This window comes from Pantoea sp. EKM103V (assembly GCF_011800365.1).
Taxonomy (GTDB): domain Bacteria; phylum Pseudomonadota; class Gammaproteobacteria; order Enterobacterales; family Enterobacteriaceae; genus Pantoea; species Pantoea anthophila.
In genome coordinates, this window is sequence record NZ_JAALFQ010000003.1 from 1 (window position 1) to 20,465 (window position 20,465).

Sequence of the window (20,465 nt, forward strand, 5' to 3'; positions counted from 1 at the left end):
GTGGTGGGTGATGACGGGTTCGAACCGCCGACCCCCTCCTTGTAAGGGAGATGCTCTACCAACTGAGCTAATCACCCATATCTTCATACCTGTTCACTGCGGGCACCCTGTTAAGAGTGGTGGGTGATGACGGGTTCGAACCGCCGACCCCCTCCTTGTAAGGGAGATGCTCTACCAACTGAGCTAATCACCCCCGCTGTGTGGAGTCGCATTATAGGGATAGTTGATTTTGAGTCAACGCTTTTTAAAACATAAATGTTCGTTCGGTTTATTTTTAAACATCCTGTCGCGCTTTTAGCCAATATGCTGGTTTTACTGGCAGAAAAGCGTCTTTTCGCGGCCGGCAACCGGCTGGCATCCATTGAGGATTCATGGGCAGATGCTAGAATGTGCCCACTGTTTTTCGCGTCTAACCTGTTTTTTGTCATCCAGACAACGAACCCGCGCATCTAAGGCAATACTCAATGAAAATCAAAACACGCTTCGCGCCCAGCCCGACCGGCTACTTACATGTCGGTGGCGCTCGTACCGCACTTTACTCCTGGCTTTTTGCCCGTCACAACCAGGGCGAGTTTGTGCTGCGCATCGAAGACACCGATCTGGAGCGCTCCACGCCGGAAGCCATTGAAGCCATCATGGATGGGATGAACTGGCTGAGCCTCGACTGGAATGAAGGCCCTTACTACCAGACTAAACGTTTTGATCGCTACAACGCGGTCATTGATGAAATGCTGGAAGCGGGCACCGCCTATAAATGCTACTGCTCTAAAGAGCGTCTGGAAGCGCTGCGTGAAGCGCAGATGGCCAATAATGAAAAGCCGCGTTATGACGGCCGCTGCCGTGACAGCCATGGACATCATGCCGATGATGAGCCCTGCGTCGTGCGCTTCCGCAATCCGCAGGAAGGCTCGGTCATCTTTGACGACCAGATCCGTGGCCCGATTGAGTTCAGCAACCAGGAGCTGGATGACCTGATCATCCGTCGTACCGACGGGTCGCCAACTTACAACTTCTGCGTCGTCGTGGATGACTGGGATATGGGTATCACCCACGTTATTCGCGGTGAAGACCACATCAACAACACGCCACGCCAGATCAACATCCTTAAAGCGATTGGTGCACAGGTTCCGGTCTATGCGCACGTTTCGATGATCCTGGGCGATGACGGTAAAAAACTCTCTAAACGTCACGGTGCGGTAGGGGTTATGCAGTATCGTGATGATGGCTACCTGCCGGAAGCGCTGCTGAACTACCTGGTGCGTCTTGGCTGGTCACACGGCGATCAGGAAATTTTCAGCGTAGCTGAAATGACCGAGCTGTTTACCCTGGATGCGGTCAGCAAGTCTGCCAGTGCGTTCAACACTGAGAAACTGCAGTGGCTGAACCATCACTATATTAACGCGCTGCCGCCAGAATATGTGGCGACTCATCTGCAGTGGCATATTGAACAGCAGAACATTGATACCCGCACCGGCCCGGAACTGGCGAAGCTGGTTGGCCTGCTGGGCGAACGCTGCAAGACGCTGAAAGAGATGGCGGAATCGTGCCGCTACTTCTATGAAGACTTTACCGAATTTGATGCGGATGCCGCGAAGAAACATCTTCGTCCGGTGGCGCGTCAGCCGCTGGAAGTGGTGCGCGATAAGCTGGCCGCAATCGCTGAGTGGAACGCTGAAAACGTGCATCAGGCTATTCAGAGTACGGCAGATGAGCTGGAAGTCGGGATGGGCAAAGTCGGCATGCCGCTGCGTGTTGCGGTGACCGGTGCTGGTCAGTCTCCGGGTCTGGATGTCACCGTGGAAGCAATCGGCCGCAGCCGCAGCGTGGCGCGCATTGAGCAGGCTCTGGCCTTTATCAGTGAGCGGGAAGCGCAGGCTTAATTCACACAGCCGGAAGCATCACGCTTCCGGTTTCTTTACTCCTGGCTGATGCCCAGTCGCTGCAGAACGCCTTTTATCCCTTCACGTAAGATTAACGCAGTGAACTGATCCTGCTCTTCCTGACTCATTTGCTGGACGGAACTTATTAATAACGCAGGTAACGAATTGGCTGCGGCACCGTAGGTTGCCACCGGTTCGTGGAGATTGCGGGTAGACTGTATAAAACTTTTCACACGCTCATCAATATGGATGAGACGCGCTTTGCCGCCTTGCACACCGGGCTTCGGTGTCGTCGTCCAGTTCTCACGCTTAATCCATTTATTCACCGTTTGCCGACTGTAACCCGTTTCTGCAGCCAGCTCTTCGGGAGTAAGCCATTCCTTTTTCACGATGCTATCCCTGTTAAATACATTAGCGGTACATATTACAGCAAAACCTAACGCGTGAAAGTAACTGAAGCAGAAATTGCCTTTTGTCGCTCGACAAAAGGCAAAAGAGGATTATTGCGGGTTGCTGGCAGGTTCAGCGGCAGGACGGAAGGCAAGGAAGTAGGCCAGGCCGACGAAGACGGCGCCCCCTACGGCATTGCCTGCGAAGACGGCAACGAAGTTGGGGAAGTATTCCGCCCAGCTCAGCTGACCGGCAAAAATGGCGGCCGGAATAATGAACATGTTCGCGACGACGTGCTGGAAGCCGATGGCCACAAACGCCATGATCGGGAACCACATGCCAAAGATTTTGCCCACCACATCTTTACTGGCAAACGCCAGCCAGACCGCCAGGCAGACCAGCCAGTTGCAGCCGATGCCGGAAATAAAAGCGTGCAGGAAATCGGCGTGAACTTTTGCCGAGGCGATGGCTACGGTCTTCTTCAGATAATCGCCTTCGGTCATGCCCAGGATGTGGCCAAAGAACCAGGCGACAGCCACGCTGCCGAGGAAGTTAGCCAGGGTTACCCAGAACCAGTTGCGCGCCACGCTCATAAAGCTGATGCGGCGGGCGAACCAGGCGACAGGCAGGGTCATCATATTACCGGTCAGCAGCTCACCACCGGCCAGTACCGTCAGAATCAACCCGACCGGGAAAACGGCTGCGCCGAGCAGGCCGCCAAAGGAACCCCAGTCTGCAGGCAGGGAGTTAATGACATGAAGATCCAGCAGGAAGCCGGTCGCGATAAACGCGCCCGCCAAAAAGCCGAGAATCAGAAGGATGCTGACAGGCACACGGCTTTTAGCCACGCCTGCCTGGATCGCCAGTTGTGCGATTTCTTTAGGTGTATGCAGCGACATAGTATCTCAGTAGTTTTTTTATGAATAATGGGACGATAAACGCCTGGTGGACGCGCGGCGCGCGGGAGAGGGTCCCGGCATCCGCTAAATTAGCGGGCTAAGTTTTGCATGCGTAAAAGATGAAGACAAGAAAATTCCTATAACATATTTAACCATGAATTAACCTGACCTCAGGGTAAATAACAGCCATTGTCCCCGTATGAGGTCAGCGTCACGGTTTTCCGCTGCGCCATGCTGCTGAAACTTCGCAGGTTGCCGCCTTTTTCAGCGATCAAACCGAGAATGTGATTTTGCCGTTGACACCCTGAGGGCGGTTTCATATTATGCCGTCCGTCGCTTAACACGACAGTTTTTCGGTTCGGGGCTATAGCTCAGCTGGGAGAGCGCCTGCATGGCATGCAGGAGGTCAGCGGTTCGATCCCGCTTAGCTCCACCAAACTTCTTCCCAAAAGTTTGGTACTGAAAAACGATTCCAGATGTGGGGGTATAGCTCAGCTGGGAGAGCGCTTGCATGGCATGCAAGAGGTCAGCGGTTCGATCCCGCTTATCTCCACCATTTTCTGACACATCGCTGTCAACATCCTTTCTGTAGTGCGCATTCTTCGCCTTTTCTGCGAGTCTCACTTCCTGTTGCTGTTTCTCCCGCTTTGCCCTCGTTAACGCTTTCAGCCATCAGGGTTGCTCTGCGCCAAGCTACTGTCCCGGACACGCTGCGCGGCCTCTGCACGGCGGTTAAACGAAGAGAACAGGCCTGAGCAGGCAGGCGGAAGGCGAGCGAAGGGGATAAGCTAAAGCGATGCAGGGAAGAGAAGGGTAAGGCAGAAGAGAAGGGCGAGACCGGCTCGCCCTCTGAAACTTAAAACGCCAGCACCAGCCCGGCGATAGCGGCGGAGAGCACGCTGACCAGCGTAGAGCCGTACAGCAGCTTCAGGCCAAAGCGGGAGACCACGTTGCCCTGCTCTTCGTTCAGACCTTTAATCGCACCGGCCACGATGCCGATGGATGAGAAGTTAGCAAACGACACCAGGAACACCGACAGGATACCTTCTGAGTTTGGCGACAGCTGACCCGCAATTTTCTGCAGATCCATCATGGCAACAAACTCATTGGAGACCAGCTTGGTCGCCATAATACTGCCAACCTGCAACGCTTCACCGGACGGCACGCCCATCATCCACGCAAACGGATAGAAGACAAAGCCAAGCACGCCCTGGAAGGTGACGCCGAAGATGAGGTCAAACAGCGCATTCAGGCCTGAAATCAGCGCGATAAAACCAATCAGCATAGCCGCAACGATAATCGCGACGCGGAACCCCGCCAGAATATATTCACCCAGCATCTCAAAGAAGCTCTGACCCTTGTGCAGATCCTGCAACTGGAGGTCTTCTTCGTTCTCAACGCGATAAGGGTTAATCAGCGACAGCACAATGAAGGTGCTGAACATGTTGAGCACCAGCGCCGCGACCACATACTTTGGCTGCAGCATGGTCATGTAGGCACCGACGATAGACATCGAGACGGTCGACATCGCGGTTGCTGCCATGGTGTACATGCGGCGGTTAGACATCTTGCCGAGGATATCTTTATAGGCAATGAAATTTTCTGACTGTCCCAGAATCAGAGAACTCACGGCGTTGAAAGATTCCAGTTTTCCCATGCCGTTCACTTTCGACAGCACGGTGCCGATACCGCGAATCACCCACGGCAGGATACGGAAATGCTGCAGAATGCCGATCAGCGCTGAGATAAAGACGATAGGGCAGAGGACGTTCAGGAAGAAGAAGGCCAGACCTTTGTCGTTCATGTTGCCAAAGACAAAGTTGGTTCCCTGGGCAGCATACTTCAGCAGATGGTCAAAGAAGCCTGCGAAACCTTTAACGAAGCCCAGTCCCGCTTCTGAGTTCAGGAAGAACCAGGCGAGGACTATTTCAATCACAAGAAGCTGTATGATGTAGCGGATGCGAATGCTTTTACGATCGTGACTGACCAGCAGGGAGAGTATCCCGACCACCACCAGTGCCAGAATAAACTGCAAAATATGGGACATAGTTGCTCCAAATTTGAGGAGGATTGTATTTTGCTGCGTATTCTATGTAACGCGTTACTTAAAAACGAGATCTGAACCACAATATAAGTATTCGCTATCGCTATATTTTCCAGAAAAGTTTCCGTGATCACGTCCTGTTTACAAATCATTTACCTCTTATAACCACATAATTATTGTCTATATTTTACACAGAGCGTAAAGTGACATGCTTGCTCACATTTTTAGCAGTCACTTCCTTTGCTGTAATGTATAGCAATGGCCATACTTTATAGCAGTATCTATTACACCGATAACAATAAACGAATTTCACTTGCTCATGCCAACCCCTAAGCTGCCGGGGCAGGCACATGTTCAGACAGGGTACCGGATATGTTTGAAAGTCGTACCGCCGAGCGCGCCGCTCGCGGAGTCAGAAAAGTCAAACTCGCACTGCTGGGGCCCGCTTTTATCGCCGCTATCGGCTATATCGATCCGGGCAACTTTGCGACCAATATTCAGGCGGGCGCCGCTTACGGCTATAAGCTGCTGTGGGTCGTGGTGTGGGCAAACGTCATGGCCATGCTGATCCAGCTGATGTCCGCCAAGCTGGGTATCGCCACGGGTAAAAACCTCGCTGAACATATCCGCGATCGTTTTCCCCGGCCCGCCGTCTGGTTCTACTGGGTGCAGGCGGAAATTATCGCGATGGCGACCGACCTGGCGGAGTTTATCGGGGCCGCGCTGGGGTTCAAACTGCTGCTCGGCATCTCGCTGATGCAGGGCGCAGTGTTGACCGGTGTCGCCACGTTCCTGATCCTGATGCTGCAGAGCCGGGGGCAAAAGCCGCTGGAGCTGGTGATAGGAGGACTGCTGCTGTTTGTGGCGGCGGCCTATATCGTCGAACTCTTCTTCTCTCAGCCTGACGTCAAAGAGCTGGTGACCGGGATGGCACTGCCCGCGCTGCCGACATCCGATGCCGTCTTCCTGGCGGCCGGTGTGCTGGGCGCCACCATCATGCCGCACGTTATCTATCTGCACTCTGCCCTGACGCAGGGTAAAAGTGAGGACAGTAAAAGTCAGCGTTACTCCTCGACCAAGCTGGACGTAGCGATTGCCATGACGATTGCCGGATTCGTCAATCTGGCGATGATGGCGACTGCGGCAGCCGCCTTTCACTTCAGCGGTCACAGTAAAATTGCGGAACTCGATCAGGCCTACCTGACGCTGCAACCGCTGCTGGGTCAGGCAGCGGCGACGGTCTTCGGTCTGAGTCTGGTCGCTGCGGGATTATCCTCGACCGTGGTGGGCACCCTGGCGGGACAGGTGGTGATGCAGGGCTTTATCCGCTTCCATATTCCGCTCTGGTTACGCCGCACCATCACCATGCTGCCCTCGTTTATTGTCATCGCGGCAGGGTGGGACCCGACCCGGGTTCTGGTGATGAGTCAGGTGCTGCTGAGTTTCGGAATTGCACTGGCGCTGATCCCGCTGCTGGCTTTTACCGGCAATCGCGAGCTGATGGGGGAGGATATGGTTAACTCCCGCCTGATGCAGAACACCGGCCGCCTGATTGTGCTGCTGGTGATTACGCTGAACCTCTATTTGCTGGTGGGAGAGGCGCTGGGGCTGTAACGCGCCTGACTGACAAAAAACGCCCGGTTATGCCGGGCGTTTTGTTTAGTGACGATCGTGGCCGTGCGGGCCCGGTCCGTGAGGCCCGAACCCATGCGGCCCTGGACCACGACGGTCATGATGATCCCAGTCACGATCGCGGCGATGCTGATGTTCCCAGCGACGCTCACGGTCGCGCTCATGCCAGCGACGTTCACGCTCCCACTGCTGATGACGCCGCCACTCTTCGTGGCGCCACCAGCGGCGTTCATTATAAGAATAACGATCGTTCCACCAGCGCGGTTCACGCCAGCGACCGCCATCCCAGTAGTAGCCACGGCGATCGCGGTCACCCAGGTTCAGGGTTACGCCGGGGGCCAGTGTAATAGAGGCTCCAGAGGCCTGGGCGGTCTGGTGTGCCAGTGGCGACAACAGGGCCAGCAGGGCAGCAAATATCAGGGCTCTTTTCATTTTTTTCTCCTCATCAACAGTCTGATGCTGTTGCGGCGCAGTCTGTGCCTGCGGATTGCTGTTGTTACCCTATCATTGTGTCGGAAGATTGTGAGGAAATTGGGGAGAGAAAGGGGATTGAGACAATTCTGGCCCTGAAACTGCCCGGTGAGCACCGGGCAGGGCAGGGATCACATCAGGGCCGCGTCAATGGCTGCCAGCTCAGCGTCGCTGAATTCACGGCGGGCCAGCATCGCCACGGCATCATCAATCTGCGCCGTTTTACTGGCACCAATCAGTACTGAGGTGACACGCTCATCGCGCAGCACCCACGCCAGCGCCATCTGCGCCAGCTTCTGCCCGCGCTGCTGCGCCAGGGTATTCAGTCTGCGCACCCGTGCCATTTTCTCCTCCGTCAGCTGGTTCTCATCCAGGAAGCGGCTGCCGCTGGCCACACGCGAATCGGCCGGGATGCCCTGCAGATAGCGATCGGTGAGGACACCACCCGCCAGTGGGGAAAAGGCGATACAGCCGACGCCCGCCTCGCCGAGCGTCTGAATAAGTCCCTGCTCCGGTGTGCGTTCAAACATCGAATAGCGCGGCTGGTGGATCAGACAGGGCGTGCCGAGATCGCGCAGGATCGCTATCGCGTCAGCCGCGAGCCCGGCCGGATAGTTCGAGAGGGCGGCGTAGAGCGCTTTGCCCTGACGCACCACATGATCCAGCGCGCGCATTGTCTCCTCCAGCGGGGTGTCCGGATCGGGGCGGTGATGATAGAAAATATCCACATACTCCAGCCCCATACGTTTCAGGCTCTGGTCCAGACTGGCGACCAGATACTTACGCGATCCCCAGTCGCCATAAGGCCCCTGCCACATGGTGTAACCCGCTTTAGTGGAGATAATCAGCTCATCGCGATGCGCCCGAAAATCTTCCCGCAGAAGCCGGCCGAAGTTCTCCTCTGCCGAGCCGGGCGGCGGACCATAGTTATTCGCTAAGTCGAAGTGCGTAATGCCACGGTCAAAGGCATGGCGCAGCAGTTCACGGCTGTTATCGACGCGGGTGCTGTCACCAAAGTTATGCCACAGCCCCAGCGAAATGGCGGGCAGCTTAATGCCGCTGCGGCCGCTGCGCCGGTATTCCATCTGCTGATAACGGTCGGGATGGGGGAAAGAGGACATTCAGCGCTCCTGAGTAAAAACGGGAAGATGTGCCAAAAGTCTATCAGTGTATACGGTTACACTCAGTGGCAATGCGCACCAGTTCGCAATTTTACAGAATATTCCGCCAGCGTAACGCCCGCTTTCCGCACATTGCGGCGGCTGAAAACCACCCCTTTTCTCGCTAATTTCAACGGCTGTCAGATACTTAAGCCGACTCTTCCCTGAAAGGAATGCGCGATGTCTACATTTACCGTTGGCGATTACCTGCTAAGCCGTCTGCAGGAGATTGGTATAGAGCATCTGTTTGGTGTGCCGGGCGACTATAACCTCCAGTTTCTTGATCGGGTCATTGCCCATCCCACCCTGAGCTGGGTGGGGTGCGCCAATGAACTTAACGCAGCCTATGCGGCGGATGGTTATGCGCGCTGCAACGGCGCAGGGGCACTACTGACCACCTTTGGTGTCGGCGAGCTGAGCGCAATCAACGGCGTCGCAGGCAGCTATGCTGAATATCTGCCGGTCATTCACATCGTGGGTGCGCCTGCGACAGGCGCACAGTCGCAGGGCGACTGCGTTCACCATTCGCTGGGCGATGGCGATTTTCAGCATTTCATTCGCATGGCCGGGGAGGTCAGCGCCGCAACCGCCCGGCTTACCGCGGACAACGCCACGGCTGAGATTGACCGGGTGATAACCCATGCGCTGCAGGCACGTCGTCCGGGTTATCTTTCGCTGGCGGTTGACGTCGCGGCGACGGAAGTCCCGCCACCCGCCCGGCCGCTGATTATCCGGCAAACCTCTTCGCCCGACGTCCGCCGTGCTTTCCGCGCTGCGGCGGAGCGGATGCTGGCTTCGGCGCAGCGCGTGTCACTGCTGGCGGATTTCCTTGCGCTGCGCTGGCAGCAGCAGGCGGCACTGGCCGCGCTGCGTGAACAGCGTGCGATACCCTGCGCCACGCTGCTGATGGGTAAAGGCGTACTGGATGAACAGCAGCCGGGTTACGTCGGCACCTATGCCGGTGAGGCGAGCGCCGGACAGGTGCGTGAACAGATTGAGCAGGTGGACGTGGCGATCTGCGTCGGCGTCCGTTTTACCGATACGATCACCGCGGGCTTCACGCAGCAGTTCGTCCCGGAGAAATGTATTGATCTGCAGCCGCACAGCGCCCGCGCAGGCTCGGAACAGTTTGCCCCGCTGTCGATGGCCGATGCGTTAAGCGAACTCCAGTCGCTGTTCGCGCAATATGGGCAGCAGTGGCAGAGTGGCGACACGCCCACCGTCGCGCAGCCCGAAGCGCCAGCGGCGATCATCAGTCAGCAGGCGTTCTGGCAGGCCATGCAGTCATTCCTGCAACCCGGCGACCTGATTCTGGCCGAACAGGGGACGGCAGCCTTTGGTGCAGCGGCCCTGCGACTGCCTTCACAGGCACAGCTGGTGGTGCAGCCATTGTGGGGTTCAATCGGCTATACTCTTCCGGCAGCCTTTGGCGCGCAGACGGCCGCGCCGGATCGCCGGGTTATCCTGATCATCGGTGACGGCTCGGCACAGCTGACCATTCAGGAACTGGGCTCAATGCTGCGCGACCAACAGTCGCTGATTATCTTTCTGCTGAATAATGAAGGTTATACCGTAGAAAGAGCGATTCACGGCGCAACTCAACGTTATAATGATATTGCACAGTGGAACTGGACCGCCTTACCGCACGCTTTCAGCCTGCAGGGCCAGGCGCAGAGCTGGCGCATCAGTGAAACGGTGCAGTTAAACGAGGTGATGGCGCGGCTCTCACGGCCTCAATGGCTGTCGCTGGTTGAGGTGGTGATGCCGAAAGACGATCTGCCGCCGCTGTTACGAAAAGTCACGGCCTGCCTGAATCAACGCAACGGCGGCTAAGATTCAGATAGTTGCCGCTGTGCAGGGTTGACTATCGCGGTTAGGCTGTAGCACACCTGAGTAAGACGCTCACCAATCGCACCGGTGAGCGTTGTTGTTTTATGGGCAGAATTTTATAGTGTCCTCCAACTCTTAAGACCCCAAGCGGAGCAACAGAAGAATGACAACCTATGCCTTGGTCGGCGATGTCGGCGGGACTAACGCGCGCCTCGCCCTGTGTGAGGTGGAAAGCGGCAGCATCTCCCAGGCCAAAACATTCTCAACATCAGACTACGACAGCCTCGAAGCTGTCATCCGCCACTATCTTGATGAACAACAGCAGGATGTTAAAGATGGCTGTATTGCCATTGCCTGCCCGATTACCGATGACTGGGTTGAAATGACCAACCATGACTGGGCGTTTTCGACGCGCAAGCTCAAAGAGAACATCGGTTTTGAACACCTGGAAATCATTAACGACTTCACGGCAGTCTCAATGGCGATCCCGATGCTGACCGCTGACAACGTGATTCAGTTCGGCGGAACTGAACCGGTAAAAGATAAACCTATCGCGATTTATGGTGCCGGTACAGGGTTAGGCGTCAGCCATCTGGTGCATGTGGACAAGCGCTGGGTAAGCCTGCCGGGCGAGGGCGGCCATGTCGATCTGGCGGCCAACAGCGAAGAAGAAGATCAGATTCTGGAAGTGCTGCGCGAAGAGCTCGGCCATGTTTCCGCCGAGCGCGTTTTGTCGGGTGCCGGTCTGGTTAACCTCTATCGCGCAATTGTTAAAGTGGACAAGCGCGTGCCGGAAAACCTGAAGCCGAAAGATGTCAGCCAGCGTGCGCTGGATGACAGCTGCACCGACTGCCGTCGTGCGCTGTCGATGTTCTGCGTCATCATGGGCCGTTTTGGTGGCAATCTGGCGCTGAATCTCGGCACCTTCGGGGGCGTCTACATCGCAGGGGGCATCGTGCCTCGCTTCCTGGAGTTCTTTAAGGCGTCCGGGTTCCGCGCTGCTTTCGAAGACAAAGGGCGTTTCCGCGACTATGTGGCCAGCATCCCGGTCTATATGATTACGCACGATCAGCCTGGCCTGCTGGGCGCGGGCGCGCATCTGCGTCAGACCCTGGGTCGCGAAATCTGATCCGGCTTCCGCTCGTGCACGGCATCTGACTGTGCGCGAGCGGGTTCCCGACTTGATCAGGGCGGGCCCGGGCACGCCTTATCCGCTTTACGACTCCCTTCCCGGACACGCTTTTCCCCGGCATCAGAGCCGCATTAACTGTCGAAACAGCTTGACCTTGCTGCGGCTGACCGGCACCTGAAACTCCAGATCGCGCAGTTTCAGCAGATAGGTATTGTTAAACCAGGGTTCGATTTCGCGAATTTTGTTCAGGCTGACGCAGTAAGAGCGATGGCAGCGGAAAAACTGCTGCTCCGGCAGGCGGGAACAGAACTCGGTAATGTTCATCGACATCACATAGGATTCACGCCGGGTGTAGACGAACGTCAGCTTCTCATGTGCCTCAACGTAGTAAATATCATTCACGTCCGTGACGATGATGCGCTCATCTTTGACCAGATTGACCGTCTGCGGGGCGGGTGTGGCACTGAGGTGGCTGACCGCCTGCTGTGCCTGTGCCGTGGCTTCAAGCTTGTTCAGCATGGTGACAATCCGTGATTCCTGATAGGGCTTGAGAATGTAGTCAAATGCCTCCAGCTCAAACGCCTCCACCGCATGCTCTTTCCAGGCGGTAATGAAGACAATCAGCGGCTTGTGGGCAAACTGATGGATGTTCTGCGCCAGCAGCATGCCATCCAGTGAAGGAATGTTGATGTCGAGAAAGATCACATCCACCCGATGCTGTTGCAGATACTTCAGCACGTCGAGGCCATCATCAAAGCAGGCTTCAATTTCGATTTTGCTGTGATGCTGGATCATCCAGCTCAGCTCCTGCTGCGCCAGGAATTCATCTTCCACAATAATGGCTTTCATAACAGATTCTCCGCCAGCCGCTGGCCGTTTTTACTGAGCGTAAAAGAGATTTCCGTGCCCGGCTCATGCCGCACAATGCACAATCCCTGACCCGACAGCAGTTTCACCCGGTGATGCACGTTGAGCAGGCCGATTTTATTGCCGGGCATGTCGTTGCGCGCCACCCGGGCCATCACCTCCTCGCTGATCCCCCTGCCGGTATCCCGCACCGAAATCCGCACCTGGTCGCCCTGATCCCGCACGCTCAGCGTCACCACGCCTTTGCCTTTACAGGGCTGGATACCGTGCACAATGGCATTCTCCACCAGCGGCTGAATCAGCAGGCTGGGCAGCAGAAAGTGCAGATCTTCATCGACGTCATAAATCATCGTCAGCTTGTCGCCAAACCGCGCCTGCTCTATGGCGATGTAATCTTTGACCTGCCACAGCTCTTTGCGGATGTCGATCAGCTCATCGTCGTTCAGCTCCAGGTTGTAGCGCAGATAGCGCGACAGGTTAATCACCAGCTGGCGGGCGGTATCGGGATTGAGCCGGATGGAGGAGGAGATAGCGTTCAGGGCATTAAACAGAAAATGGGGATTTATTTTGCTTTGCAGCGCGCGCAGTTCCGCTTTATTGGCCATTTCGCGCAGCTGCTCGGCGCGCGACACCTCCAGCTGCGTAGAGATAATCTGTGACAGACCGATCGCCATCTCTTTCAGCGAGCCGGTAATACGATGCGCACGACGGTAGTAGATTTTCAGCGTGCCGGTGACCTTGCCCTTTTCCCACAGCGGAATCACAATCATGGAGTGAATGTCTTTGGTGCGATGGGCTTCATCATTGTTTTTGATAATAATTTTACCGCTGGCGATCGACTGCGCGGTGGTAGGACTGATACCGTCATCCCCGTGCTGATAATTATGTTCGCCATAGCCAACATAGGCCAGAATCTGCTTTTTATCGGTCATCGCCACCGCATCGGCTTTGATTTCCCGCCGGATAATGTCACAGATGTTGCCCAGTGAGTCGCTGTTAACCTGACGAAACAGCGGCAGCGTTTTATTGGCGATCTCCAGCGCCAGCTTGGCCTGACGCGCGGCAATCGCCTCTTTTTCCCCTTCAACGCTCTGCACCAGCAACACAATCAGGCCGATGCTGGAGGCGCCGAGGATCATCGGCAGGGCGATTTCGGACACTATCGCCAGGCCGAGCGATGTGGGGCGCGCCCACAAGACAATCAGCACCATCGTCAGGGCTTCACACAGCATCCCGCCGACGATACCGGCACGCCAGCGATGCTCTTTCAGGACCCGCCGGTTAATACCACCCGCCACAACACCGGCAATGATGCTGGTAATCAGACAGGGAACAGAGGTCACGCCGTGGATATCGATCAGAAAACGGTGCAGGCCGGCGATGATGCCGGTGGCGATACCGACCCAGGGACCAAACAGGATGCCGCCCGCCATCACGGCGATCACCCGCACGTTCAGCAGCGACCCATCCACATTGACCCCCGACCAGGTGCTGAACAGGGCAAACAGGGAGAAGATCGCCGTGACCGCTATCTTCTCTGCGCGGGTATGTTCATCTTTCTGCAGCAGCTGACGAAACGGACGGGTGCGCGTCAGGAAAAACAGGCAGATCAGCATCAGGGCGGCGCGGTCAAAAACGGCCAGCAACATCGTGAAGTGGGAGGGCACAGGCGGCTCGTCGGCAAGGGAAAGTGACCCTATGATAAAAAATGTGATCGCGAACCGCCAGCCTCCTGGTGAATCGTGCCGGGCATTCCTGCTGCAGGTCAATTTTTAAGGGGATGCAGCTAAAAGAGGAAAGTCTGAGCGCAATAAAGGGGAACAGTTTTCCCGCCGGTTAACGCTGGTCGCTGGAAGGCCGTTTTGCTATGTTGCGCGATAACGCGTGCCAGCGATCGCCGGTAAACCGCATCACCCGGGAGCAGCAGATGCAACTTGTCACCACCCGTTTAACCCTCACCCGATTACAGCCAGAAGACTGGCAGCTGTTTCGCGCCGTCCATGAAGATCGCGACACCATGGCCTGGGTGAGTGAAATCCCTGATGAGGCGGATATCCGCCAGCGCTTCACGTCGCGTCTGGCCCCCTGGCAGCCCGGGAGCTTTCATATGCTCTGTCTGGTTGCGCGGCGGCGGGATAACGGGGAGCCGATTGGCCTGTTTGGCTGCAGCCCGGAGTGGGAGCCGCATCGGCAGGCAGAAGTGGGCTACATGCTGCTGCATCGCTACTGCGGTCAGGGATATGGCAGCGAGGCGCTGGCGGCCCTGTGCCAGTTTTTACTGGAGGCTGATTTCCATAAACTCAAGGCGCTGGTGGTGGAAGGTAACTGGGCCTCGCGCCGTATTCTGGAGAAGAACGGTTTTCAGCTGGAGGGGACGCTGCGGGATAATTATCTGCTGAACGGCTGTTGGGTGAACGACTGGCTGCTGGGACGACTGAATCCGCAGCAATAAAAATATTTTCTGCCATGCTCGACAAAATGATCCTCACCACGTTATGTTCATAACGGGTCACCGCAGTGACCCGCGTCGCTCGGACGGTCCGGGCGCTTACGTAATCCAGAGGACACTATGGCTGATAACAGCACACCCCGTCGTTTCTCGCGTATTGAACGTTTACCCCCTTACGTTTTTAATATCACCGCTGAACTGAAGATGGCTGCGCGTCGGCGCGGCGAAGATATCATCGACTTTTCAATGGGCAATCCCGATGGTCCGACCCCACCGCATATCGTCGAAAAGCTCTGCCAGGTAGCACAGCGTGATGACACCCACGGTTACTCGACTTCCCGCGGCATTCCGCGCCTGCGCCGGGCCATTTCCCGCTGGTACGCCGATCGCTACCAGGTCGAAATCGATCCGGAATCGGAGGCGATTGTCACTATCGGTTCTAAAGAGGGGCTGGCGCATCTGATGCTGGCAACGCTGGACCACGGCGACACCGTGCTGGTGCCGAACCCCAGCTATCCGATTCATATCTACGGCGCGGTGATTGCGGGTGCGCAGGTGCGGTCAGTGCCGCTGGTGGCGGGCGTTGATTTCTTCAACGAGCTGGAACGCGCCATCCGCGAGAGTTATCCCAAGCCAAAAATGATGATCCTCGGCTTCCCGTCCAACCCCACCGCCCAGTGTGTGGAACTCGACTTTTTCGAACGGGTCATTGCGCTGGCGAAACAGTACAACGTGCTGGTGATCCACGATCTGGCCTACGCCGACATCGTCTACGACGGCTGGAAAGCGCCGTCAATCATGCAGGTGCCGGGGGCGCGTGATGTCGCCGTGGAATTCTTTACCCTGTCGAAAAGCTACAACATGGCGGGCTGGCGCATCGGTTTCATGGTGGGCAACAAAGAGCTGGTTGCCGCACTGGCGCGTATTAAAAGCTACCACGACTACGGCACGTTCACACCGCTCCAGGTGGCGGCGATTGCTGCGCTGGAGGGCGATCAGCAGTGCGTGCGCGACATCGCCGAGCAGTACAAACGCCGTCGCGATGTGCTGGTAAAAGGCCTGCATGAAGCGGGCTGGATGGTGGAGAATCCGAAAGCGTCTATGTACGTCTGGGCAAAAATCCCGGACCACTATGCGCATCTGGGATCGCTGGAATTTGCCAAACATCTGCTGCAGGAGGCAAAAGTCTGTGTCTCGCCCGGTATCGGATTTGGCGACTACGGTGATACGCACGTGCGTTTTGCGCTGATTGAAAACAGCGATCGCATACGTCAGGCGGTGCGGGGGATAAAAGCGATGTTTCGTGCCGACGGCGTGTTGCCGGGCAGCATGAAACTGCAGGAAGAAGAAAGCTGACAGCCAGCAAGGGCGACGTTAACGTCGCCCTTTGGCGGCACTGTCACGCCGTTACTTCAGCAGCAGAACGAAGGTTCCGAACCAAAGTAATGCGAAAAAAGAAATTCCCATCAAGGCATATTTCACAAAGCAACTCCTCTGAGCGGTTACGATGATGGCGATCCCAAACCAGTGCAACGCGAACAGATGTGGAAAAGAGAGCGCCATAAGCGGCAGGGTCTTCTCTTGTCCGGGTCGATCTGAATAACTCAGAACAGGATCGAGCGCTAATTTACGCGTAATCCCGCCCAAATGAAATAGGTCCGTTCTGAGATATTGCTCACAATATTACGGTACGTCGATGTCCGGGATCGCAGACATGCCGACACGCAACTGGGCCAGATTGGGTTGGTCACTATCCAGCACAATTTTGACCGGCAAACGCTGAACCACTTTAGTGTAGTTGCCGGTAGCGTTATCGGGAGAGATAGCGGAAAAAGTTGCGCCGGTTGCCGGTGCAATGCTGTCCACATGGCCGGTGAACGTCCTGCCAGGCAGGGCATCTACCCGGATCTGCACCCGCTGACCGGGACGCACATCGCTGAGCTGCGTCTCAAGATAGTTCGCGGTCACATAGGTTTGCTGCAGCGGGACCACCGCCAGCAGACGGGTTCCGGCGGAGACATAGGCGCCTGTCCGCACCGCACGCTGACCGACCATGCCGTCCACCGGGGCGACAATACGCGTGTAGGAGAGATTCAGCCGGGCCTGATCGACGCTGGCCTTCGCGGCAGCCACATCCGCTTCCGCCGACCGCACCGCTGCCTGGAGTACCCCCACCTGTTTAACGGCTGACGCCAGCGCGGCCTGACTCTGGTGAACCGCCGCCAGGGCTGAGCGCTGAGTTGAGCTCGCTTTTTGCTGATCGTCGGCTGCAACGGTGCCGCTCTTGTAGAGGCGGTTGTAGCGTTCCGCGCTCTGACCGGCATACTGTGCTGACGCCTGACTGGCCGCTACGCTGGCTTTTTGCTGATCGATCACGGACTGCTGCTGTTCAAGCTGCGCCTGACTGCTGAGCAGCTTCGCCTGGCTCACCTGCAGGTCAGCGGTGGCGCTCTCCAGCGCCACGCGATAGTCACGATCGTCCAGCGTGGCCAGCAGCTGGCCTGCTTTAACCTGCTGATTATCCTGAACCTGCACGCTGCTGACATAGCCCGAGACTTTCGGCGCCACCAGCGTGTAATCGGCATTGATGTAAGCATCGTTGGTGCGGTGATCGTTGCCGTTCATCAGTGACCAGACGACAAAGGCCATGACCAGCAAAATCACCAGCAGCAGAGTCAGCAGCAGGGTTCTTTTCATTTCAAAAGCACGCATATTCAGTTATTCCGGGAAGGGGGTTGAATCAGAGTCTGCGGCGGCCAGACCCGTTTTGGCAGGATGGCGGTCAGCACCAGCAGGCAGGCGGCAAAGCCTGTCAGCATCAGCCAGCTGTCGCTCAGGCCCAGCACCGTTGCCTGATGCCGCACCAGGGTGGCGAATCCACTCAGATTCGCGCTGGTACTGATGCTGCCGTCAGGCAACAGCGGCAGGCTGCTGCTGGCCTGAGCGGCAGTCGGGGCGGTCATCAGCCAGCTGCGGCTGGCCGCCTGGTCAATCAGCACGCTGGAGTGAAACTGCTCGCGGTGAGTCAGGAATACTTCAACCAGTGTGGAGGCTGCGATGCTGGAAAAGCCGCGCACCGTATTAAACATCGCCGAGGCAAAGGGGCCTTCGGGTGGCGCCACGACGCTGGTGGCGCTCATCAGAATCGGCAGAATGATCATGGGTTGTCCGAACGCCTGCAGGATCTGCAGCAGCCAGAAATTCTGTCGCGCCCAGTCGCTGGTGATCTGTGTCCCCAGCAGACAGGCAACCACCAGCAGGCCGACGCCCGCTGTCAGCATCCAGCGGCAGTCGACCCGGCGAATATTCAGCAGGGCGGCAATCAGCGGCGCGATCAGCAGCTGCGGCAGGCCGACCGTAAGCGCCAGCGGGGCAAACTCCAGGGTGCGAAATCCGCTGACCTGAGCAAAATAGGCGGAGGGCAGGGCAGAACCTGAGAGTCCCAGGATCAGCACGCAGGCCAGACCCAGCAAGCCATGCGCCAGATTGGGCCGCCGGAGCATCTGCAGCTTAAACAGCGGCAGCGGGTGAAACCACTCGTTAATCAGAAAGACCAGCAGCAGCGGTAGAGCCGTCAGCAGCATCCCGGTAATCAGCGGCGAATTGAGCCAGTCGAGGCGTTCCCCCTGGGTCAGCACCAGCACCAGCAGCGCCATCCCACTGCAGCCGGTCACCATGCCGAACAGATCGATCTGCTGAAAGCGTTCGGGACGCAGCGGGTCCTGCGGGATCCCACGGCTGATCAGCAGCATGGCAATCAGCATGCCGGGCACCACCTGCCAGAAGACCATCATCCAGCTGACGTGATCGGTCCACAACGCGGCGAGCGAGGCCGCCATGTTGGGACCGAACGTGGCGGTCAGGGCATAGCCCGCCAGGCCAAAGAGTTTAAACGGAGGCGGCAGAAAGCGCAGGGCGACCGTCATCAGCATCGGCGGTAATGCGCCACCAAAAAGTCCCTGCAGAACGCGCAGGCTGATAAACAGCGTAGGGTCAGGCACCAGCGGCAGCAGAATACCGGTCAGCATAAATCCCGCTGACACGCCGAGCGTGAAGCGTCGCAGCGACAGCGTGACGGCAAACCAGGGCGCAATCATCATGGCAGCGACTTCGGCCGCCTGATAACCGGAAATAATCCAGCTACCCTGATCGACACTGATACCGATTGCGGCACGAATATCGGCCAGCGCAATATCACTGACGCGATCGTTCAGTCCGGAGGTCAGGGCGGCGATCAGGACACCGACTAAACCCAGCGCCAGACGCAGCGTAAAAGGGTGGGGGGCCGGCACAGCGGCGGACCTGGCGTTCATAGCAGGCGATCTCGTTATTATGATGCGGTGTATTGCGATGTGATACAGATGGTAATATTACATCCCGGTATGCTGTATTGCAATGTGGTACAGGCTGTAAAAAGTGCGGCAATCGGGTTACAGTAAGGCAGCTCAAACAGGACGACGCTATGGCACATCACCCCTCCAGCCGCGAGGATGAAAAAACGGGCGGTATACAGGTCATCGCCCGTGCGGCAAAAATTCTTAATGCGCTGGGCCAGCAGCCGGGCGGCATGAGCCTCGGCGAGATCGCGCAGGCGGTCGAACTGCCGCGTTCAACGGTGCAGCGCATTGTCGCCGCGCTGGACAGCGCAGAGCTGGTGCGCAGCAGCGGGGCGGGGGGACTGCGGCTGGGGCCGGCACTGCTAAAACTCATCTCCAGCGTCCATACCGATGTCGTAGACCTGGTCAGCCCGCTGCTGGAAAAACTCTCCTCCGATACCAACGAAACCGTCTCACTGGCACGCGCCAGCGGCAGCCAGCTGGCGATTGTTCATCACGTGGTGGCATCGCGTGAGCTTCGCGTTGTTCCGCATATGGGGCTTAATCTGCCGCTTTACAGCACATCCGGAGGGCGGGCACTGCTGGCGCTCGAGTGTGACAAAGATGTGCGAACCATTGTCGGCGATGACTGGCAGGAGTTAACGGATATGACCGTGAAAACCCTGCCGCAGCTGCTGCAGCTGCTCGGGGAGGTTCGCGAAACCGGCATTGCCGTGGATCGTGGCGAAACGCTGGAAGGGGTCTCTACCATGGCGTTTGCGCTGGATACGCTGTTTGGTCGTTTTTCTGTCTCTTTGCTGGTGCCCTCTGCACGTTTTCTGCGACACGAAGCCCGCTTTCGTGACGAGATGCTGAAGTGTAAAGAGGCACTGGTACGTGAAATCGGCAAAGTTGCCGCGATAGAAGGATAAGCATCTGATGAAAACCCTGCTGATGGCCATTGATCACTCTCCGGTAGCGGAGAAAGTGGTCGCCTTAACCATTGAAGAAGCGCTGGCACATCGTGCGGAAGTGGTGGTGCTGTGCTGTATAGATCCTGCCTACTCCGCCTGCAATCAGCCGATGGAAATCGACGCGGGTGAAGATCCGGCCGATTTTGTGGCCGCGCAGGATGAGCAGAACACTGCGGAGCTGGTGGTGCGCCATGCGCTGGCACCGCTGCTGCGCGCCGGCATTACGGCCCGAGGCATGATTCTGGCCGGTGACGCGGCAGAGTCTATCGTTGCCCAGTCGCAGCAGCTCAAGGCCAGCATGATCATTATGGGGCGTCGCCATCTCTCCTCTTTTAACCGGTTATTGAAAGGCTCCGTCAGCGCGTCGGTCATTGAACGTGCGCACTGTCCGGTGCTGATCGATGTGCGTAAGGATTAATCC

At 57.1% G+C, this 20,465-nt stretch carries 18 protein-coding genes and 4 tRNA genes; 10 read left to right on the top strand and 12 right to left on the bottom strand.

Going from position 1 to position 20,465, the window contains the following annotated elements:
- Nucleotide 1: 1 nt before the first annotated feature.
- Nucleotides 2–77: transfer RNA gene (locus tag HFD97_RS08945), tRNA-Val, on the bottom strand.
- A 40-nt stretch (nt 78–117) separates the two neighbouring features.
- A tRNA-Val gene (locus HFD97_RS08950) sits at nt 118–193 on the bottom strand.
- 271 nt (nt 194–464) lie between these two features.
- Between HFD97_RS08950 and gltX the strand changes: the two genes are divergently transcribed.
- Nucleotides 465–1,880: a glutamate--tRNA ligase gene (gene gltX, locus HFD97_RS08955; RefSeq protein WP_167431302.1), complete on the top strand. Its 1,416-nt coding sequence runs from the start codon at nt 465–467 to the stop codon at nt 1,878–1,880.
- A gap of 35 nt (nt 1,881–1,915) precedes the next feature.
- Here gltX and HFD97_RS08960 read toward each other — a convergent pair whose 3' ends face one another.
- Both HFD97_RS08960 and HFD97_RS08965 read right to left on the bottom strand, forming a co-directional pair.
- Entirely contained in the window at nt 1,916–2,269 is a 354-nt protein-coding gene (locus tag HFD97_RS08960) for a YfeC-like transcriptional regulator (RefSeq protein WP_009088863.1), read from the bottom strand.
- A 111-nt stretch (nt 2,270–2,380) separates the two neighbouring features.
- Nucleotides 2,381–3,169, bottom strand: a complete 789-nt coding sequence (locus tag HFD97_RS08965; RefSeq protein WP_009088865.1) for a formate/nitrite transporter family protein — start codon at nt 3,167–3,169, stop codon at nt 2,381–2,383.
- 360 nt (nt 3,170–3,529) lie between these two features.
- Between HFD97_RS08965 and HFD97_RS08970 the strand changes: the two genes are divergently transcribed.
- Nucleotides 3,530–3,605: transfer RNA gene (locus HFD97_RS08970), tRNA-Ala, on the top strand.
- Between the two features lie 44 nt (nt 3,606–3,649).
- Nucleotides 3,650–3,725, top strand: a tRNA-Ala gene (locus HFD97_RS08975).
- 300 nt (nt 3,726–4,025) lie between these two features.
- Here the strand turns inward: HFD97_RS08975 and HFD97_RS08980 are convergent.
- Entirely contained in the window at nt 4,026–5,216 is a 1,191-nt protein-coding gene (locus tag HFD97_RS08980; protein ID WP_009088868.1) for a NupC/NupG family nucleoside CNT transporter, read from the bottom strand.
- A gap of 369 nt (nt 5,217–5,585) precedes the next feature.
- Between HFD97_RS08980 and HFD97_RS08985 the strand changes: the two genes are divergently transcribed.
- Nucleotides 5,586–6,827: an Nramp family divalent metal transporter gene (locus HFD97_RS08985; RefSeq protein ID WP_009088870.1), complete on the top strand. Its 1,242-nt coding sequence runs from the start codon at nt 5,586–5,588 to the stop codon at nt 6,825–6,827.
- A 45-nt stretch (nt 6,828–6,872) separates the two neighbouring features.
- Here HFD97_RS08985 and HFD97_RS08990 read toward each other — a convergent pair whose 3' ends face one another.
- Together HFD97_RS08990 and mgrA are read right to left on the bottom strand one after the other, a co-directional pair.
- A complete protein-coding gene (locus HFD97_RS08990) occupies nt 6,873–7,277 on the bottom strand; it encodes a DUF2502 domain-containing protein (protein WP_009088875.1) in 405 nt (134 codons plus the stop codon).
- Between the two features lie 170 nt (nt 7,278–7,447).
- On the bottom strand, nt 7,448–8,437 hold the full coding sequence (mgrA, locus tag HFD97_RS08995) for an L-glyceraldehyde 3-phosphate reductase (protein WP_167431303.1): 990 nt from the start codon (nt 8,435–8,437) through the stop codon (nt 7,448–7,450).
- Between the two features lie 219 nt (nt 8,438–8,656).
- On the opposite strand from mgrA, the gene ipdC reads away from it, so the two are divergent.
- Nucleotides 8,657–10,309 (top strand): indolepyruvate decarboxylase, encoded by a 1,653-nt coding sequence (gene ipdC / locus HFD97_RS09000; protein WP_167431304.1) that lies wholly within the window; start codon nt 8,657–8,659, stop codon nt 10,307–10,309.
- A 160-nt stretch (nt 10,310–10,469) separates the two neighbouring features.
- The gene (glk, locus tag HFD97_RS09005) at nt 10,470–11,435 is read left to right on the top strand and encodes a glucokinase (RefSeq protein ID WP_009088878.1); all 966 of its coding nucleotides are present in this window, start codon (nt 10,470–10,472) and stop codon (nt 11,433–11,435) included.
- Nucleotides 11,436–11,558: 123 nt separating this feature from the next.
- On the opposite strand, the gene HFD97_RS09010 is transcribed toward glk, so the two are convergent.
- Together HFD97_RS09010 and HFD97_RS09015 are read right to left on the bottom strand one after the other, a co-directional pair.
- The gene (locus tag HFD97_RS09010) at nt 11,559–12,287 is read right to left on the bottom strand and encodes a LytTR family DNA-binding domain-containing protein (protein WP_009088880.1); all 729 of its coding nucleotides are present in this window, start codon (nt 12,285–12,287) and stop codon (nt 11,559–11,561) included.
- Complete coding sequence (locus HFD97_RS09015) at nt 12,284–13,954, bottom strand: sensor histidine kinase (RefSeq protein ID WP_280117047.1); 1,671 nt, start codon at nt 13,952–13,954, stop codon at nt 12,284–12,286. The genes HFD97_RS09010 and HFD97_RS09015 overlap by 4 nt, the downstream gene beginning before the upstream one ends.
- 278 nt (nt 13,955–14,232) lie before the next feature.
- Here HFD97_RS09015 and HFD97_RS09020 point away from each other — a divergent pair, with 278 nt between their 5' ends.
- Nucleotides 14,233–14,757, top strand: coding sequence for a GNAT family N-acetyltransferase (locus HFD97_RS09020; protein WP_111208575.1), 525 nt, complete (start codon nt 14,233–14,235; stop codon nt 14,755–14,757).
- Between the two features lie 117 nt (nt 14,758–14,874).
- Complete coding sequence (alaC, locus tag HFD97_RS09025) at nt 14,875–16,110, top strand: alanine transaminase (RefSeq protein ID WP_167431306.1); 1,236 nt, start codon at nt 14,875–14,877, stop codon at nt 16,108–16,110.
- A 51-nt stretch (nt 16,111–16,161) separates the two neighbouring features.
- Here alaC and ypdK read toward each other — a convergent pair whose 3' ends face one another.
- The 3 genes from ypdK to HFD97_RS09040 all read right to left on the bottom strand — a co-directional run bounded on the left by ypdK (nt 16,162) and on the right by HFD97_RS09040 (nt 19,067).
- Nucleotides 16,162–16,236: a membrane protein YpdK gene (gene ypdK, locus HFD97_RS09030; RefSeq protein WP_099257831.1), complete on the bottom strand. Its 75-nt coding sequence runs from the start codon at nt 16,234–16,236 to the stop codon at nt 16,162–16,164.
- A gap of 201 nt (nt 16,237–16,437) precedes the next feature.
- Nucleotides 16,438–17,466, bottom strand: a complete 1,029-nt coding sequence (locus tag HFD97_RS09035) for an HlyD family secretion protein (RefSeq protein WP_167431307.1) — start codon at nt 17,464–17,466, stop codon at nt 16,438–16,440.
- Nucleotides 17,467–17,468: 2 nt separating this feature from the next.
- Nucleotides 17,469–19,067 carry an MFS transporter gene (locus tag HFD97_RS09040; RefSeq protein WP_167431308.1) on the bottom strand — a complete coding sequence of 533 codons (1,599 nt, stop codon included), beginning with the start codon at nt 19,065–19,067 and terminating at the stop codon, nt 17,469–17,471.
- Nucleotides 19,068–19,216: 149 nt separating this feature from the next.
- On the opposite strand from HFD97_RS09040, the gene HFD97_RS09045 reads away from it, so the two are divergent.
- On the top strand, nt 19,217–20,002 hold the full coding sequence (locus tag HFD97_RS09045; RefSeq protein ID WP_009088889.1) for an IclR family transcriptional regulator: 786 nt from the start codon (nt 19,217–19,219) through the stop codon (nt 20,000–20,002).
- A 7-nt stretch (nt 20,003–20,009) separates the two neighbouring features.
- Nucleotides 20,010–20,462, top strand: a complete 453-nt coding sequence (locus HFD97_RS09050; RefSeq protein WP_009088890.1) for a universal stress protein — start codon at nt 20,010–20,012, stop codon at nt 20,460–20,462.
- The last annotated feature ends 3 nt before the right edge of the window (nt 20,463–20,465 follow it).